The sequence below is a fragment of the Flavobacterium sp. KH_001 genome (assembly GCF_057840745.1).
This window is the reverse complement of record NZ_CM174520.1, coordinates 2,346,998-2,366,197: the sequence shown is the minus strand read 5'-3', so window position 1 is coordinate 2,366,197 and position 19,200 is coordinate 2,346,998. Positions and strand designations below refer to the sequence as shown.

Here is a 19,200-nt window from a genome sequence, read left to right as displayed (position 1 = left end):
AAGAATCTTTCTAAATAAGAATTTATAACGTTATAGTTGTGTTTTTTCCTTCTTTTTTAAACATTCATCCGGAAGGGATCGAAAGTCTAAAAAGGCTTTCAAAAAAAATGAAACAAAAATCTTATAATTCAAAATTTCTATTAACTTTGTAAATCAAAGTACTTTTAAAAAAATATAACTATGAAACACAAAATAGAAATTTTAAATTATTACGCTCAAAAACCAGGAGTCCTAATTAGCTTAATAGTCACACTCTTCAGCACTATCTTTTTCATCAGTTCACTTACAAGTAAAGAATTCCATTTCCACAATTCTGAATCTATTGCCATACCAAGTTTAATATTTGAGTTTGTTTACGGAACCGTGCTTTCTTTTTTAATTTTAAGAGATAAGGAAACCTACATTCATCTTACTTCCTTTTTAATATTGAATTGGTTTATTGGATGTTTCAGTCTTAATACTTTAATTCCAATTTTTCAGGATTTGCCTATTTGGGTTTATATTGTAACTTTTACTTTCTGTATTTCTAATTTCTTTATTTACAGAAACTCAGATGAAAGCGCAAATACTCCTTATTACTTTTTCCTTAATGGCCTTTCTTTCACCATAATACTTTACTTCGCACTATATCTTATTCCGGTTATGCCTTATTCCTTTATCGGAATCATTGCATTAGGATTAGGCTTTTATGGTTTGGTTCCCGCCATAGTTATTATTATTCACACACTAACTGTTCTTCGTTATTTAGCGCGAAACCGAATTTACTTTATTTCTTTCAGTGCTGGATTTTCAATTGTAGTAATTAGTTTAATAGTTTTCACAATAGGACTAAGTATTGAAAGCAATAAAATAGCAAAAACCACAATGGTTAAATCCTTTAACAACAATGATGATTTACCCAATTATATTACTGTTTCACAAAACCTTAAGCCTAATTTTTTCAATGAAATATTATTAAAGAAGAACATTGTTTACGTTGGCCCGGATAATTTCTTTTCATTCGGAAATTTCAACACATTCACTAATCAACAATTTAACGAGAGAAAAACACACAATCCTTTTATTAGTATCGCTTACTTATTCTGCAAAGATTCCGGTCTGAGCAATGACGATAAAATAAACATACTGAAATCAAATTTTGATAAAAGATTAGAAACTGAGGAACAACTTTGGAGTGGTGAAGATTTATTTACCAAAAGCATTAAAGAAGATGTAAAAATTTATTCCGATTCTCGTTTAGCTTATACTGAAATCACAATGAATATTTCTGCCGCCGAAAATTCATGGCAAAATCAGGAGGCTATTTATTCTTTTCAATTACCTGAAGGATCCGTTGCTACTTCACTTTCTCTTTGGGTAAACGGAATTGAGCGAAAAGGTATTTTAACTACTAAAGAAAAAGCAAAGAAAGCATACACAAAAATTGTTGGTGTAGAATACCGTGATCCTTCATTAATGCAATGGAAAGAAGGAAACAAAGTTGTAATAAGAGTTTTTCCCATAAACAACAAAACACCAAGAACATTTAAATGTGGCTTTACAACTCCTTTGAAAGTACATGATAATCAAATGAACTATCAGAGTCTTTCTATAAAAGGTCCGAATATTTCAAATTCAGAAACAATTTCAAGAATTCAAGTAGTTGGAAACACAAAAATTGAGGCCAGCAAAGACTTCGAACTCAAAAATGGATTTTACATAAATCAATCAAAAGGACTGGACGATTGGCAGGCAAAAATGCCTTTAAACAAAATTAGCCATATTTCATTTTCCTGGAAAAACAAGATTTATGAAGTTAAAGACATTCAAAAAACAATTATTCCTTTTACTCCTTCTGAAATTATTCTGGATTTAAATACCAATTGGACCACCAAACAAATCGAATCATTTGTAAATCTTAATAAAAGAAATATCTACGTTTTTATTAACGGTCAAAAAACAGCAATCAATAAAGAGAATTTCAAAGCAATTCAATTAGATTTTGAAGATTTTCATTATTCTTTATTACCGTTTTATAAATTGGCCGAAAACAGTTTGATTATTACAAAATCAGGAACATTTTCAGCCAATTTTGAAGATTTGGAAGATTCAAATTACTTGAAAAAAATTAAAACAGAAACCAGAGAAAGAAACATCAAGGTTATTAATATTTCCGCTGACATAAACCCATTTTGGCAAACAGTTAAAGAACAAAAATATGTCGATTACTTTCAGACGAGTTTAAAAAACAGCTTACAACTGATTGAAAAACATCAATTTATTCAATTCAAAACAGACACCAGCTCTGTAAACATTGAGCCTTCGCAAATTTCTATTCAGGAAAACCTAAAAGACAGTATTTCAAAAAGTAATGGTACCAATCATATTTACAGAATGTATGCATTCGGAAAAGTCCTGGAAAAACATGTGGAAATCCAGGGAGACACTTTGGCTAATAATCAATATGTTGAAATAGCAAAAGACGCTAATATCGTTACGCCAATTTCTTCCTTAATTGTTCTCGAAACAGATGAAGATTATAAAAAGAATGGTATTGAGAAAAACGTAAATACACTAGGAAATGCTTCTATAAATAATGATGGCTCGGTTCCGGAACCATATGAATGGCTTTTAATTATTATCGGAACTGCAACACTTTACTTTTATTACAGAAAAAACAAAAAACAGACTATTTAAATGAATCATCTATTGAAATACCAAAAAGCAATCGGCATCTTTATCGTTTTCTGTCTTTTAATTATAAACTATAAGATTGTATTGACAGGACTTGACAGCAATTTGTTTGGAATTATATTTTCAATAGCATTATTTTTTATTGGGGGAAGAAAAACGACCTTAAACCTAAACTTTCCCCTCTTTGCAATGATTTTTATATTAGAATTTATCAGCTACCGTCTGCATACCAAATCTGTACATTTTTTGGCTTTAGCTTTATTTGTCTGCCTCATATATTATAACATAACTCAAAAGTTTTCATTTATTGCGTTCATCTGTATTCTTTTGTTTTCTTCGCTTTTTAGTACATTTTTCGATTATCTGACAACGGAAATAAAACAATCTCTTTGCTATTATGTGTATGTAACATTGAAAAACTTTATTCCAATCAGTAAAATAGAGGGTGTCAATTTTTATATCAACAATTCCAAAATTACAGTCGATACTGCCTGTATGGGGCTATCCATGTTTAAAACTGGATTATTGTCTGGAGCACTTTTACTAACGTTGGAAGAAAAAAAATACCAGAAGTATTTCAACATTACACAAATTTTTCTCTTTTGCTGTCTTTTGATTGTGCTGAATATTATTTCAAATTATTTCAGAATCATCACTTTGATCTTATTTGATTGTACGGAAGAAAATGTATTACATCATACTATTGGAATAATCTGCTTTATATTTTATCAAATTACACCTATGCTTTTTTTGATCCGATTCTTTAAACCGAAAAAAGAAGAGATTAAAATAAAGAAGAATCTTTACCCTATTTTCTTCATTATAATTCCGGCAATACTAGTATTCACAACAAGTTTTGAAATTAAAAAAGAACAGCATTATAATTTACTTGAAAACCTAGATCCGGAATATCAAAATCAAATAGGAGTTTGGGTAAATAAGGAAGTATTTAAGATTGTAACACCAGACAAACTAGTTTACATTAAAACTTCCAATCACAATCCTTTGGTTTGCTGGACTGGCACTGGCTATAAAATAATTGAATCAAAAGAAGTTAAAAAAGGAAATGAAAACATCTGGCGAGTTAAAATGGAGAAAAACAATATCCAGTATTATTCGTATTGGTGGTATGAATGTAATAAGAAAAAGTACACTTCTCTCATAGAAGTTCTTTTAATAAAGTTATTCATCAACAAGCCTGTTCGCTTGATTAACGAAACAACTAAAGTTTAGCCATAAAAAAAGCCTAACATTTATAAATTTGTTAGGCTTTTTAATAATTTTATATTTTCTACATCAACTTCTGAATAATAATTTCTTCTGTTATTCCTTCAGCATCCGCTTTATAATTTTTAATAATTCTGTGACGTAAAATTCCTGTTGCAACAGCTTTTACATCTTCAATATCCGGAGAAAATTTACCATGAAAAGCTGCATGTGCTTTTGCTGCCAAAATTAAATTCTGAGAAGCTCTTGGACCTGCCCCCCAATCTAGATAGTTTTTTACAAAATCATTAGATAATTTATTGTCCGGACGAGTTTTGCTTACCAAAGTCACAGCATACTCAATAACATTGTCAGCAACAGGAATTCTGCGGATCAAGTGCTGAAAATCGATAATTTCCTGTGCAGTAAATAATGGATTGATAGTTGTTTTAGCATCAGATGTTGTACGTTTTACAACCTGCACTTCTTCTTCAAAAGTTGGATACTCTAATTTTATAGCAAACATAAAACGATCTAACTGTGCTTCCGGTAACGGATACGTTCCTTCCTGCTCAATTGGGTTTTGAGTTGCCAATACAAAGTATGGTAAATCTAATTTATAGTTTTGACCAGCAATAGTTACCGAACGTTCCTGCATGGCTTCAAGTAAAGCCGCTTGTGTTTTTGGCGGCGTTCTGTTGATCTCGTCTGCTAAAATAATGTTTGAAAAAATGGGTCCTTTGATGAATTTAAACTGTCTGTTCTCATCAAGAATTTCACTTCCTAAAATATCCGAAGGCATTAAATCCGGAGTAAACTGAATTCTTTTAAAATCTAATCCTAAAGCCTGAGACAAAGTGTTTATCATTAACGTTTTTGCCAGACCCGGAACCCCAATTAAAAGAGCGTGTCCTCCTGAAAATATACACAGTAAAATTTGATCTACAACTGCATCCTGGCCTACAATGATTTTTGCTATTTCTGATTTTAATTCGTTTCTTTTTTGAACTAAATTATGAATTGCTGCTACGTCAGACATTTAAGTATGTTTTTTAAATTAAAAAAGAGTTAGCTCTATGAATTCATAAAACTAACTCTTTTTATTTATTTAATAAAAATTATTTTTTCAACCAATTGTTTGCAAAAGCACAATCTCTGTATTCTCCAATAATTTTAATGTACGTATCTTTAATCTTAGTATCGAACCATTTTCCAATTGCTTCAATCTGTTTTTCTTTCAGTGCCAAATCTTTAATTTTTGTGTAATCTTTAGCATAATCAGCAACGTGTTCATCAATTCTATTCGTAACCGTAATTAATTTATACGTTTTCTTCCCTTTTTCATCTGTACTTAAAAGTGGCTGAGAAACTTCAGTGTCCTTTAAATTTGAAACCTGACTGTATAATGTTGGATCCATCTTAGTCAACTCAAAACGTGTATCTTGTGTATTAGGATTTATAAGGATTCCACCATTTGCTCTAGTTTCTTTTTCATCAGACTCAGTTCTTGCTGCATCAGCAAAAGAAATTTCATTACCCACTATCTTATTCCTGATATTGGTAATTCTCTCTTTGGCTTCTTTCAAAGCATCTTCCGATACAGTCGGAGCTATTAAAATATGACGTAATTCCACTTCCTGCCCTTTAATTTTATCTACCATAATAATATGAAAACCGTAAATTGTTTCAAAAGGCTCCGAAACCTCGCCTTCTTGCAAACTAAATGCTACGTCTTTAAATTCTTTAACAAAAGAAGTTTTTCTATTCATTTTATAATAACCTCCATTAGAAGAAGATCCAGGGTCCTGCGAATATAAAACGGCTTTTGTAGCAAAACTTGAGCCTTCAAGAACATCTTTTCTGATGGCATTTAATCTATCGATTACTTTCTGTTTATCTTCCTTAGAGACCTTAGGTTCTACCACAATCTGTGCTACTTCCATCTCAGCTCCAAAAGTTGGTAAATCCTCTTTTGGTATTTTTTTAAAGAAATTACGAACTTCTTCAGGTGTAATCTGTACACCATCAACAATTTTATCTCGCATCTCTGAAGATAATTTTTGCTCTTTTAAAATATCCGCAAAATAGGTTTTAAATTCTTCTACTGAACTTTTTTTGTAATATTCAACTACTTTGTTAATATCACCAACTTGTTTTACCATATAATTGAGTCGGTCTTCCATCATCCCCCTAACTTCTGCATCACTAACTATAATACTATCCTGAATCGCCTGATGTGCATATAGTTTATCTTCTAAAAGCTTGCCAAGCATCTGACATCTTGTGATGTCTTTTACATTCCCACCCTGAGCAGCAATTTCTAAAAATCCTTTATCAATATCTGAATCTAAAACAATATAATCTCCAACAGTAGCAATAATACCGTCAACTTTTAGTTTCTGTCCAGAAGGAACTTCAACTGGTTTTTGAGCCACAACATCTGGAATGATTTCCTGAGCTGATACAACTGAGTTGAAAAAAAGTAAAAAACACATTGTCAACACTAGTTTGTAATCAATTGTTTTTAGCTGTAATTTTTTTAATAACATTATTTTAAATTTAATTTGAATGTAAAGATCTTGCCTTCGTATTTCGTTTTCAAACCAAAAATCACTAAATAATTAATATCTAGTTCTTTTTAACTTATAACGAACAAAAATAACAATTCAATCACATAATACAACTATCAGCCATACTATTAACAAAAAATTATATGGCTCGCATTTTAATTTCAGAAATAGAACTAATTTCTTAATGCCTATTCATCAAAAAGAGGACTAAAACTCATTCCTGTATTTTTTCAGAAATCACTTTATCTAGAATACAAATAACTAAAATACAAGTAAATAAAAAAAAGTTTTAAACACTACAACGTTTTCGTTGTATAACTATTTTTTTATAAAAACAAACCGAATTAAAAAACACATACTTTAGATGTGTAATTAATAATTTTAGGGTGTTAAAATTACGAAATATTACTTTTAATTACCTGAAAATAAATAATTACAAACTTTATTAACCTTTTTAACCAAATCTAAATTATGAAAAACCACAATGCAAAAATCTATTTGATGATGGCAATCACGGCCTTTTTTTGTTCGTGTTCGCCAAATGAAACAAATGAAGTTGATTCAAAAGCTGAAAGTCAACAATTTGAAATTATTAATGTCACACATCATGATGGAAAGCCTTTCAGCACCGGCACTAAATCTTCACTAACCGGAAAGTATGTTGATAATCCGGGAGGTGGAGTTATGATGCAAGCCTTTTATTGGGATGTTCCTGCTGGAGGAACCTGGTGGAATACTGTTAGCGGAAAAGTAACTGCCTGGTCGAATGCCGGAATTGGTTCAATTTGGCTTCCACCTGCTTCTAAAGCACAAAATGGTCCCTTTTCAATGGGATATGACCCAACTGATTATTTTGATTTTGGAGATTACAATCAAAATGGAACTACAGAAACCAGATTTGGTTCTAAAACAGAGCTGGTAAATTTGATCACACAAGCTCATACTGAAAACATGAAAGTATATGCCGATATTGTAATTAATCACAATAGTGGAGGACAATCAGAAGCTAATCCTTTTACTGGCACCAACACCTGGACTAATTTTAATGGAGTTGCATCTGGAAAATTCAAACGTACTTATGTAAATTTTTATAAAAATAGTTATGGTAATAACGACGAAGGCTCCTTTGGAGGTTTTCCAGATTTATGTCATGCCGATCCTTATGTGCAAGACTGGTTATGGAAAAGAGCTGATGGCGTTGGTAAATATTATAAAAATACCATGAAATTTGATGGCTGGAGATTTGACTACGTAAAAGGTTTTGCTCCTTGGGTTGTTTATGACTGGAATGCAAACGTTGGTGGTTTTTCGGTTGGTGAATTATGGGATTCTAACGTAGACATCCTAAACAACTGGGCTAATAGTGCTAACAGTTCTGTATTTGATTTTGCTTGTTATTACAAAATGAATGATGCTTTTGACGGAAATAATTTAGCTCTTTTGAACGATGATATGATGTGGAAAAGAAATCCATACAAAGCTGTAACATTTGTTGCAAATCATGATACTGATGAGATTTCAAATAAACTATTGGCTTATTCATACATTCTAACGCATGAAGGATATCCAACAATCTTTTACAGAGATTACGAAGAATGGTTAGACAAAAACAAATTAAATAACCTGATTTGGATTCACAACAATAAAGCCACTGGAAACACTTCTATTTTATATTCAGATAATGATGAATATGTAGCAAGAAGGAATGGATATAATGGAAATCCAGGATTGGTAGTTTATATTAACAACTCCACGGTTTGGCAAGAAAGATGGATTCAGACAAATTGGGCAAATACCCAAATCAAAGATTTTACAGGAAATTCAACTTGGTACCCAACTACTCAAGCAGATAAATGGGTAAAAATTCAATGTCCACCAAAGGGATATTCAGTTTGGTCTATTAATCAATAATTGAAAAAATAACATTTAAAAAGACTGTTCTAAAAAAACAGTCTTTTTTTTGTCTAAAAGTTTCTCTTCATAAAGTAATGTCTTCTAAATTATAGAAGTGAATATTTTTATTAAGCCGTAATTAATAGTACTTTTGCAAACCTATTTATACAAAATATGAGCTTTTTAAAAGAAATACAACGAAGAAGAACATTCGGAATTATATCGCATCCCGATGCAGGTAAAACAACATTAACTGAAAAATTATTGTTATTTGGAGGTGCAATTCAGGAAGCTGGTGCGGTAAAAAACAATAAAATCAAAAAAGGAGCAACAAGTGATTTCATGGAAATCGAACGCCAAAGAGGTATTTCGGTTTCTACATCTGTACTTGCTTTTAATTATAAAGACAAAAAAATCAACATTCTTGATACACCTGGACACAAGGATTTTGCCGAAGATACTTTTAGAACTTTAACCGCTGTAGACAGCGTTATTGTTGTTATTGACGTTGCAAAAGGGGTCGAGGAACAAACTGAAAAATTAGTTGCAGTTTGTAGAATGAGAAACATTCCGATGATTGTTTTCATCAATAAATTAGACCGTGAAGGAAAAGATGCTTTTGACTTAATGGACGAAGTGGAACAAAAATTAGGTTTGACAGTTACTCCTTTGAGTTTCCCGATCGGAATGGGTTACGATTTCCAGGGAATTTATAATTTATGGGAGCAAAACATCAATCTTTTTAGTGGAGACAGCAGAAAAAATATCGAAGAAACAATAGCTTTTTCTGATGTTCAAAATAATCCGGAATTAGATAAAATTGTTGGACAAAAAGCAGCTGAAAAACTTCGTGAAGAATTAGAATTGATCGATGAAGTTTATCCGAAATTTGAACGTCAGGATTATTTAGATGGAAAAATTCAACCTGTCTTTTTTGGTTCAGCTTTAAATAATTTTGGAGTTCGTGAATTGTTAGATTGTTTCGTTACTATCGCGCCGTCTCCAAGACCAAAAGATTCTGAAACTCGTTTAGTTGATCCAAAAGAAGAAAAAATGACCGGTTTTGTATTTAAAATCCATGCTAATATGGATCCGAAACATAGAGACCGTCTGGCTTTTATCAAAATCGTTTCGGGTACTTTTGAAAGAAATAAACCTTACTATCACGTTCGCCAGAAGAAAAATTTAAAATTCTCTAGCCCTAATGCATTCTTTGCTGAGAAAAAAGAGATTGTAGACATTTCATATCCTGGTGACATCGTGGGCCTGCATGATACGGGAAACTTTAAAATTGGAGACACTTTGACAGAAGGAGAAATAATGAGTTTCAAAGGAATTCCAAGTTTCTCTCCAGAACACTTTAGATACATAAATAATGCTGATCCAATGAAAGCCAAGCAATTGGATAAAGGTGTAGATCAGTTGATGGATGAAGGTGTTGCTCAGTTATTTACATTAGAGATGAACAATCGTAAAGTTATTGGAACTGTTGGAGCACTTCAATATGAGGTAATTCAATACCGTTTAGAACATGAGTACGGTGCAAAATGCACTTATGAAAACTTCCCTGTCCACAAAGCTTGCTGGGTAAAACCTGACGATGCAAAAAATGACGAGTTTAAAGAATTTAAACGAATCAAGCAAAAATTCTTAGCACACGATAAATACGGTCAATTGGTATTCCTTGCCGATTCTGATTTTACAATTCAAATGACTCAAAATAAATATCCAAGTGTGAAATTATTTTTTACTTCTGAATTTGATTAAATTCTTCAATCTTAATAATATCATAAAAAAAGCGCTAATTATATAATTAGCGCTTTTTTTTAATTTGAATTAAACCAACCTTACTAAGTCATTATATTCCAAAAAATAAATTTTTTCTATTAGGAACTACTAATTTAGAATAATGTCGTACACCAACGAAATTTAGTCGATGAAAGTAAAATTAAATCGGTTAAAGTGCATTTAACGTTAAATTTCAAGCAAAAAAAAGCCCCATTACTGGGGCTTTTTTAATTTATGCTTGTCCTGCCGGACCAAAATTAAGTGGAATTGGTGCTTGTTCAGTGTCTTTAATTTCGCCATGAGCGACTTCAAAACGATGAATATTTTCACCTATTGCCTTCAATAATCTTTTAGCATGTTGTGGTGTCAGGACAATTCTTGACTTTACCTTGGCTTTAGGAATACCTGGCATAATGCTCACAAAATCTAAAACAAACTCTGATGACGAGTGGTTGATAATTGCGAGATTAGAATAAATTCCTTCTGCAATAGTCTCATCCAACTCGATATTAATTTGCTCTTGTTGTTGTTTCGGATTACTCATAGTTTCCTAATTAATAAATATATTCTTCTTTATTTGCCATCATTTCATTGTAATCGTCTTTAGATCCTACAATAGTGTTATCGTATTCTCTCATACCAGTTCCCGCAGGAATTCTGTGTCCAACAATTACATTTTCTTTTAATCCTTCTAAATCATCTACTTTACCAGCTACAGCAGCTTCGTTAAGTACTTTTGTTGTTTCTTGGAAAGAAGCAGCAGAGATGAATGATTTAGTTTGTAGCGAAGCTCTTGTAATACCTTGTAAAACTGGTGTTGCAGTTGCAGTAATTACGTCTCTGGCTACAACCAGATTTTTATCATTTCGCTTAAGCAATGAGTTTTCATCACGTAAATCACGAGGCGTAATAATTTGACCTGGTTTCAATACAGCAGAATCTCCTGCATCTTCAACTACTTTCATACCATATAATTTATCGTTTTGAACGATGAAATCTTTAGTGTGAATCAATTGATCTTCTAGGAATAATGTGTCTCCTGGATCCTGAACTCTTACTTTACGCATCATTTGACGAATAACTACCTCAAAGTGCTTGTCATTAATTTTTACCCCTTGTAAACGGTATACCTCTTGAATTTCATTTACCAAATACTGTTGAACAGCAGCTGGACCTTGAATTCTTAAGATGTCATCTGGTGTAATTGCACCGTCAGACAATGGCACTCCTGCTCTTACGAAGTCATTTTCTTGTACTAAGATTTGGCTAGAAAGTTTAACTAAATACTTTTTAATCTCACCAAATTTAGATTCGATAACAATTTCACGGTTACCTCTTTTGATTTTTCCAAAAGAAACAACACCGTCAATTTCAGAAACAACTGCTGGGTTTGAAGGGTTACGAGCCTCAAGCAACTCAGTAATTCTTGGTAAACCTCCCGTGATATCGCCTGCTTTAGAAGAACGACGTGGAATTTTTACTAATACTTTACCTGCTTTAATTTTCTCACCGTTCTCAACCATAAGGTGCGCTCCTACTGGTAAGTTATACGAACGAATCAATTCACCTTCTTTACCGTAAACCAATAAAGTTGGAATTAATTTTTTATTTCTAGCTTCAGAAATTACTTTTTCCTGGAATCCTGTTTGCTCATCGATTTCAACCATGAACGATTGTCCTTGCTCTAAATCTTCGTAAGCAATTTTACCAGTAAATTCAGAAACAATTACACCATTATATGGATCCCACTTACAGATCACAGATCCTTTAGTAACTGATTCACCATCCTTAACAAAAATACTAGATCCGTAAGGAATATTGTGTGTATTTAAAACGATTCCAGTTTTCTCATCAACTAATTTTAATTCAGTTGAACGTGATACTACGATATCAACCGCATTACCTTCACTATCCTCACCTTTAACAGTTTTTAAATCTTCAATCTCAAGTCTACCGTTGAATCTTGTAACAATACTAGATTCTTCAGAAATACCTCCAGCAACCCCTCCAACGTGGAACGTACGAAGTGTCAACTGTGTACCTGGTTCTCCAATAGACTGAGCTGCAATAACTCCGACAGCTTCACCTCTTTGTGTCATTTTTCCAGTAGCTAAGTTTCTACCGTAACATTTAGCACAAATACCTTTTAAAGCTTCACAAGTTAATGGAGATCTAACCTCTACTTTTTCAATTGGAGAAGCTTCGATAGTTCTCATAATTGCTTCAGTAATTTGTTGACCAGATTGAACCATCACTTCATTAGTAAGTGGATTTATAACATCTTGCAATGCAACACGTCCTAAAATTCTTTCTCCTAATGATTCAACAATTTCCTCATTTTTCTTCAAAGCAGAAACTTCAACACCTCTTAAAGTTCCACAATCTTCGATGTTAACAATAACATCTTGTGATACGTCATGAAGTCTTCTTGTCAAGTATCCAGCATCGGCAGTTTTAAGAGCCGTATCCGCAAGTCCTTTACGAGCACCGTGAGTAGAAATGAAGTACTCAAGAATCGAAAGACCTTCCTTAAAGTTAGAAAGAATCGGGTTTTCAATAATCTCACCACCACCAGCAGTAGATTTTTTAGGCTTAGCCATCAAACCACGCATACCAGTTAACTGACGAATCTGCTCCTTAGAACCCCTCGCCCCAGAGTCAAGCATCATATATACAGAGTTGAAACCTTGTTGGTCTTCTCTAATATTTTTCATTGCTAATTCTGTCAACTGAGCATTTGCTGAAGTCCATACGTCAATAACTTGGTTGTAACGCTCGTTATTTGTAATAAGCCCCATGTTATAATTCACAGAAATACCTTCAACTTGCTCTCTGGCATCTGCAATTAATTTTGTTTTTTGTTCCGGAATTCTAATATCACCTAGAGAGAATGACAAACCTCCTCTAAATGCGAATTTATAACCCATATCTTTCATATTGTCCAAGAAAGCCGCAGTCGTAGGTACATCAGTCACACTTAAAATGTGTCCGATAATATCTCTAAGGTTTTTCTTAGTCAATACATCATTGATATATCCAGCTGCTTCAGGTACTACTTCATTAAATAATACACGTCCTGCAGTTGTTTGAATAATTTTAAACACTAATTCTCCAGCATCATTAAAATCTTTTGCTCTAATTTTCACACGAGCATTCAATTCTAATCTTCCTTCGTTTAATGCGATGTTTACTTCTTCAGCAGAATAGAAAGTTAAGTCTTGACCTAAAATTACATGTTCTGGAGTTGAGATACGTTCTTTGGTCATATAATATAGACCCAAGACCATATCCTGAGAAGGTACAGTAATTGGAGCACCGTTTGCAGGATTCAAGATATTGTGAGAAGCCAACATTAATAATTGTGCCTCTAAAATAGCCTCTGGCCCTAATGGCAAGTGAACTGCCATCTGATCCCCATCAAAATCGGCGTTGAAAGCCGTACATACTAATGGGTGCAATTGGATCGCTTTTCCTTCAATTAATTTTGGCTGGAAAGCTTGAATACCAAGTCTGTGTAACGTAGGAGCACGGTTAAGTAATACCGGGTGTCCTTTAATTACATTTTCAAGGATATCCCAAACTACTGGCTCTTTTTTGTCTATAATTTTCTTAGCAGATTTTACTGTTTTAACAATACCTCTTTCAATCAATTTACGGATAACGAAAGGTTTGTATAATTCAGATGCCATATCTTTTGGCAATCCACATTCGAATAATTTTAATTCAGGACCAACAACAATTACCGAACGAGCAGAATAATCCACACGTTTTCCAAGTAAGTTTTGACGGAAACGTCCTTGCTTACCTTTTAAGGAATCAGATAATGATTTTAATGGTCTGTTAGATTCTGTTTTAACAGCAGAAGCTTTACGAGTATTATCAAATAATGAATCTACAGATTCCTGTAACATACGTTTTTCGTTTCTTAAGATAACTTCAGGAGCTTTAATCTCCATTAATCTTTTCAAACGGTTGTTACGAATAATTACACGACGGTATAAATCATTTAAATCTGAAGTTGCAAAACGACCTCCATCAAGTGGCACAAGCGGGCGTAATTCTGGTGGGATAACAGGAACCACTTTCATAATCATCCATTCAGGACGATTTTCGCGGTTTAAGTTAGACTCACGGAAAGACTCAACAACTTGTAATCTTTTTAAAGCTTCAGTTTTACGTTGTTTAGATGTCTCGTTGTTAGCGCTGTGTCTTAATTCATAAGATAAAGCATCTAAGTCAATACGAGCTAATAAATCCATAATACACTCTGCTCCCATTTTGGCAACAAATTTATTAGGATCCATATCATCTAAATATTGATTTTCTTGCGGAAGAGTATCTAAAATATTCAAATATTCTTCTTCCGTTAAGAAATCTAATCTTTGTAATGATTCTCCATCTGCATTTTTAGCAATACCAGCCTGGATTACTACGTATCTTTCGTAGTAAATAATCATATCTAATTTCTTAGATGGAAGACCAAGGATATAACCAATTTTGTTTGGAAGAGAACGGAAATACCAAATGTGAGCAATTGGCACAACAAGGTTGATGTGTCCAACTCTGTCACGACGTACTTTTTTCTCAGTAACTTCAACACCACAACGGTCACAGATGATACCTTTGTAACGAATTCTTTTATATTTACCACAAGCACATTCAAAATCCTTTACAGGTCCGAAGATTCTTTCGCAGAAAAGTCCGTCACGCTCTGGTTTGTGAGTTCTGTAGTTGATTGTTTCTGGTTTCAACACCTCTCCTCTTGATTCTTTCAAGATAGATTCTGGTGACGCTAATCCAATCGAGATTTTATTAAATCTTTTAACTGGATTTTTATCCTTATTATTGTTTCTGTTATTCATCATAGTTTTTACTATTGATTTATTTGCAATTAAAAAATTGATTTTAACCTACAACTACCTAGAATAGGCATTCATTAAGTCACTACCTCGGGTTACTTCTCTAAACTTCAAAACTTATTCTTGAAGTGCTAATTATAAAACTTTTAAGGTTTAAATAAAAAATCGGAACGGGTTACGGGTATAAATCCTAAAAACTTGTATTTTATAAACAGCTTCAGTCTCAGCTTTCAGATTGACCTGAATACTGAGACTGTAACTGAAAATTTTATTTATTCTTCTAAACGAATGTCAAGACCAAGACCTTTCAATTCATGCATTAATACATTGAATGATTCCGGTAATCCTGGTTCTGGCATAGATTCTCCCTTAACGATAGCTTCGTAAGTTTTAGCTCTACCAATAACGTCATCCGATTTAACTGTTAAGATTTCACGAAGTGTACTTGATGCGCCATAAGCCTCAAGTGCCCAAACCTCCATCTCTCCAAAACGCTGACCTCCAAATTGAGCTTTACCTCCAAGTGGTTGTTGAGTGATCAACGAGTATGGTCCGATAGAACGTGCGTGCATTTTATCATCAACCATGTGTCCTAATTTAAGCATGTAAATTACACCCACAGTCGCTGCTTGATGGAAACGCTCTCCAGTACCACCATCATAAAGGTGTGTATGTCCGAAACGTGGTACTCCAGCTTCATCAGTTAATTCATTGATTTGATCTAAAGAAGCACCGTCAAAAATTGGAGTAGCAAATTTTCTACCTAAATTTTGTCCAGCCCATCCAAGAACAGTCTCATAAATCTGACCAATGTTCATACGTGAAGGTACCCCAAGTGGATTCAATACGATATCTACTGGTGTTCCGTCTTCAAGGAAAGGCATATCTTCATGACGAACGATTCTTGCAACAATACCTTTGTTACCGTGACGTCCTGCCATTTTATCCCCTACTTTCAGTTTACGTTTTTTAGCGATATAAATTTTCGCTAATTTCAAGATTCCAGATGGTAATTCATCTCCAACTGTAATAGTGAATTTTTCTCTTCTTAAAGATCCTTGTAAGTCGTTCAGCTTAATTTTATAGTTATGAATCAAATCATTAACCATTTTATTTGTAGCATCATCAGCAACCCATTGACCTTTGCTTAAGTGAGCAAAATCTTCTACTGCGTAAAGCATTTTTTGAGTATATTTTTTACCTTTTGGTAAAACTTCTTCACCCAAATCATTCATTACACCTTGAGATGTTTTTCCGTTCACGATCAGGAATAATTTTTCAACTAATCTGTCTTTTAATTCAACAAATTTAGTTTCAAATTCCATTTCTAAAGCGCCTAAAGCATCTTTATCCTGAGTACGTTTACGTTTATCTTTTACGGCTCTTGCAAATAATTTTTTGTCAAGAACTACACCATGTAAAGATGGAGAGGCTTTCAATGAAGCATCTTTTACATCTCCTGCTTTATCCCCGAAGATTGCACGAAGCAATTTCTCTTCAGGAGTAGGATCTGATTCTCCTTTTGGTGTAATTTTTCCGATCAAAATGTCGCCAGGTTTAACCTCTGCTCCAATTCTGATCATACCGTTTTCATCTAAATCTTTAGTAGCTTCTTCAGAAACGTTAGGAATATCGTTTGTTAACTCTTCATTTCCTAACTTAGTATCTCTAACCTCTAATGAATAATCATCAACGTGGATAGAAGTAAAAATATCATCACGAACTACTTTTTCAGAAATTACAATCGCATCCTCGAAGTTATACCCTTTCCATGGCATGAACGCAACTTTTAAGTTTCTACCTAAAGCTAATTCACCATTTTGAGTAGCATATCCTTCTGATAATACTTGTCCAAGAACAACTCTGTCACCTTTTCTTACGATTGGTTTCAAGTTGATACTTGTACCTTGATTGGTTTTTCTAAATTTAATTAAGTTGTATGTTTTTTCATCAGCATCAAAACTTACCATTCTTTCATCTTCAGTACGGTCGTATTTGATAGTAATGATGTTAGCATCAACATATTCAACAGTTCCATCTCCTTCAGCATTAATCAATACTCTAGAATCTGAAGCTACCTGACGCTCTAAACCTGTACCAACAATCGGAGCTTCAGGACGGATCAAAGGAACTGCCTGACGCATCATGTTAGATCCCATCAACGCACGGTTCGCATCATCATGTTCCAAGAAAGGAATCAATGAAGCCGAAATCGAAGCAATCTGGTTAGGAGCAACGTCTGTATAATGCACTGCTGATGGCTCAACAACAGGGAAGTCACCTTCCTCACGAGCAATAACATTGCTAGCTGTAATTTTACCTGAAGCATCCATTTCAATGTTTGCCTGAGCAATCATTTTTCCTTCTTCTTCTTCAGCACTTAAGTAAATTGGAGTACTTTCTAAATCAACTACACCATTAGTTACTTTACGGTAAGGAGTTTCGATGAAACCCATTCCGTTTACTTTTGCATAAACACCAAGAGATGAAATCAAACCAATGTTTGGTCCCTCTGGAGTTTCAATCGGACATAAACGACCATAGTGTGTATAGTGAACGTCACGAACCTCAAAACCAGCTCTCTCTCTCGAAAGTCCACCAGGTCCAAGTGCAGAAAGTCTTCTTTTGTGTGTAATCTCAGCTAATGGATTCGTTTGATCCATAAATTGAGATAACTGGTTAGTACCAAAGAAAGAGTTGATAACTGATGATAATGTTTTAGCATTAATCAAATCAATTGGTGTAAACACCTCGTTATCTCTAACGTTCATTCTCTCACGAATAGTTCTAGCCATACGCGCTAAACCAACACCGAATTGTTGAGACAATTGTTCTCCAACTGTTCTAACACGACGGTTTGATAAGTGATCAATATCATCAATCTCTGCTTTAGAGTTGATCAATTCGATCAAATATTTTACAATGGTAATGATATCTTCTTTGGTAAGCACTTGCTTTTCCATTGGGATATCTAAACCAAGTTTTTTGTTCATTCTGTAACGACCAACTTCACCTAAGTTATAACGTTGATCAGAGAAGAACAATTTATCTATAATACCACGAGCAGTTTCTTCATCAGGCGGTTCTGCATTACGCAATTGTCTGTAGATATGCTCAACAGCTTCTTTTTCAGAGTTTGTTGGATCTTTTTGTAACGTGTTGTGGATAATAGCATAATCTGCTTGGTTATTATCCTCTTTGTGTAACAAAATAGATTTAACGTTAGAATCGATGATTTCTTCAACATTATCTTTGTCGATAATTGTATCTCTATCAAGGATGATTTCGTTACGTTCGATAGAAACTACCTCACCGGTATCTTCATCAACGAAATCCTCGTGCCAAGTGTTCAATACACGTGCAGCAAGTCTTCTTCCAATATATTTTTTAATACCGGTCTTAGAAACTTTAATTTCTTCAGCTAAGTCGAAAATTTCAAGGATATCCTTATCTCTTTCGAACCCAATTGCACGGAATAAAGTTGTAACTGGTAATTTTTTCTTTCTATCGATATAAGCATACATTACGCTGTTGATATCTGTAGAAAATTCTATCCAGGAACCTTTAAAAGGAATTACTCTGGCAGAATAAAGTTTTGTACCATTTGCATGGAATGATTGACCAAAGAAAACCCCAGGAGAACGGTGTAGTTGAGATACTACTACACGCTCAGCACCATTGATAACAAAAGTACCGCTTGGAGTCATATAAGGTATTGTTCCAAGATAAACATCTTGTACAATAGTTTCAAAATCTTCGTGTTCTGGATCTGTACAGTATAGTTTTAACCTGGCTTTTAAAGGCACACTATAAGTAAGACCTCTCTCTATACATTCTTGAATTGTATAACGTGGTGGATCAACAAAATAATCTAGGAACTCCAATACAAAGTTGTTTCTTGTATCTGTGATTGGAAAGTTTTCCATGAAGGTGTTGTATAACCCTTCGTTGCCTCTTTCGTCAGATTTCGTTTCTAATTGAAAGAAATCTTTAAAAGATTTAACCTGAACATCTAGGAAATCCGGATAGTCAGGGATATTTTTTGTAGAGGCAAAATTCAATCTTTCAGTCTGATTTGTTATCATCAATGGACAAAATTTTGATTAAAAAAAAGTAATTTTTTGTGTAAAAACACACTGTTTAATCTATACTTTCTTATTATAATCAATACATCTTTAAAATAAACCAGTAAAGTTAGTTTAATTTTTTTC

The 19,200-nt window shown here is 33.5% G+C and carries 9 protein-coding genes; 4 read left to right on the top strand and 5 right to left on the bottom strand.

Annotated elements, in window-relative coordinates; translation table 11 throughout:
• Window positions 1–180 precede the first annotated feature (180 nt).
• Window positions 181–2,676, top strand: a complete 2,496-nt coding sequence (locus AC3ITQ_RS10220; RefSeq protein ID WP_489238559.1) for an XrtN system VIT domain-containing protein — start codon at window positions 181–183, stop codon at window positions 2,674–2,676.
• Window positions 2,677–3,906 (top strand): exosortase N, encoded by a 1,230-nt coding sequence (xrtN, locus tag AC3ITQ_RS10215; RefSeq protein ID WP_489238558.1) that lies wholly within the window; start codon window positions 2,677–2,679, stop codon window positions 3,904–3,906.
• A 58-nt stretch (window positions 3,907–3,964) separates the two neighbouring features.
• On the opposite strand, the gene AC3ITQ_RS10210 is transcribed toward xrtN, so the two are convergent.
• Window positions 3,965–4,918 carry an AAA family ATPase gene (locus AC3ITQ_RS10210; protein WP_489238556.1) on the bottom strand — a complete coding sequence of 318 codons (954 nt, stop codon included), beginning with the start codon at window positions 4,916–4,918 and terminating at the stop codon, window positions 3,965–3,967.
• Window positions 4,919–4,997: 79 nt separating this feature from the next.
• A complete protein-coding gene (locus AC3ITQ_RS10205) occupies window positions 4,998–6,428 on the bottom strand; it encodes a peptidylprolyl isomerase (RefSeq protein ID WP_375031199.1) in 1,431 nt (476 codons plus the stop codon).
• A 492-nt stretch (window positions 6,429–6,920) separates the two neighbouring features.
• On the opposite strand from AC3ITQ_RS10205, the gene AC3ITQ_RS10200 reads away from it, so the two are divergent.
• Both AC3ITQ_RS10200 and AC3ITQ_RS10195 read left to right on the top strand, forming a co-directional pair.
• Complete coding sequence (locus tag AC3ITQ_RS10200) at window positions 6,921–8,360, top strand: alpha-amylase (RefSeq protein WP_489238554.1); 1,440 nt, start codon at window positions 6,921–6,923, stop codon at window positions 8,358–8,360.
• A gap of 156 nt (window positions 8,361–8,516) precedes the next feature.
• Window positions 8,517–10,109 (top strand): peptide chain release factor 3, encoded by a 1,593-nt coding sequence (locus AC3ITQ_RS10195; RefSeq protein ID WP_489238553.1) that lies wholly within the window; start codon window positions 8,517–8,519, stop codon window positions 10,107–10,109.
• A gap of 253 nt (window positions 10,110–10,362) precedes the next feature.
• On the opposite strand, the gene AC3ITQ_RS10190 is transcribed toward AC3ITQ_RS10195, so the two are convergent.
• From AC3ITQ_RS10190 to rpoB, 3 genes are all read right to left on the bottom strand, one after another.
• Window positions 10,363–10,674: a DUF3467 domain-containing protein gene (locus AC3ITQ_RS10190; protein WP_026985797.1), complete on the bottom strand. Its 312-nt coding sequence runs from the start codon at window positions 10,672–10,674 to the stop codon at window positions 10,363–10,365.
• Window positions 10,675–10,684: 10 nt separating this feature from the next.
• Complete coding sequence (gene rpoC, locus AC3ITQ_RS10185) at window positions 10,685–14,995, bottom strand: DNA-directed RNA polymerase subunit beta' (RefSeq protein WP_489238551.1); 4,311 nt, start codon at window positions 14,993–14,995, stop codon at window positions 10,685–10,687.
• A gap of 266 nt (window positions 14,996–15,261) precedes the next feature.
• Window positions 15,262–19,074, bottom strand: coding sequence for a DNA-directed RNA polymerase subunit beta (gene rpoB, locus AC3ITQ_RS10180; RefSeq protein ID WP_026985795.1), 3,813 nt, complete (start codon window positions 19,072–19,074; stop codon window positions 15,262–15,264).
• Between the last annotated feature and the right edge of the window lie 126 nt (window positions 19,075–19,200).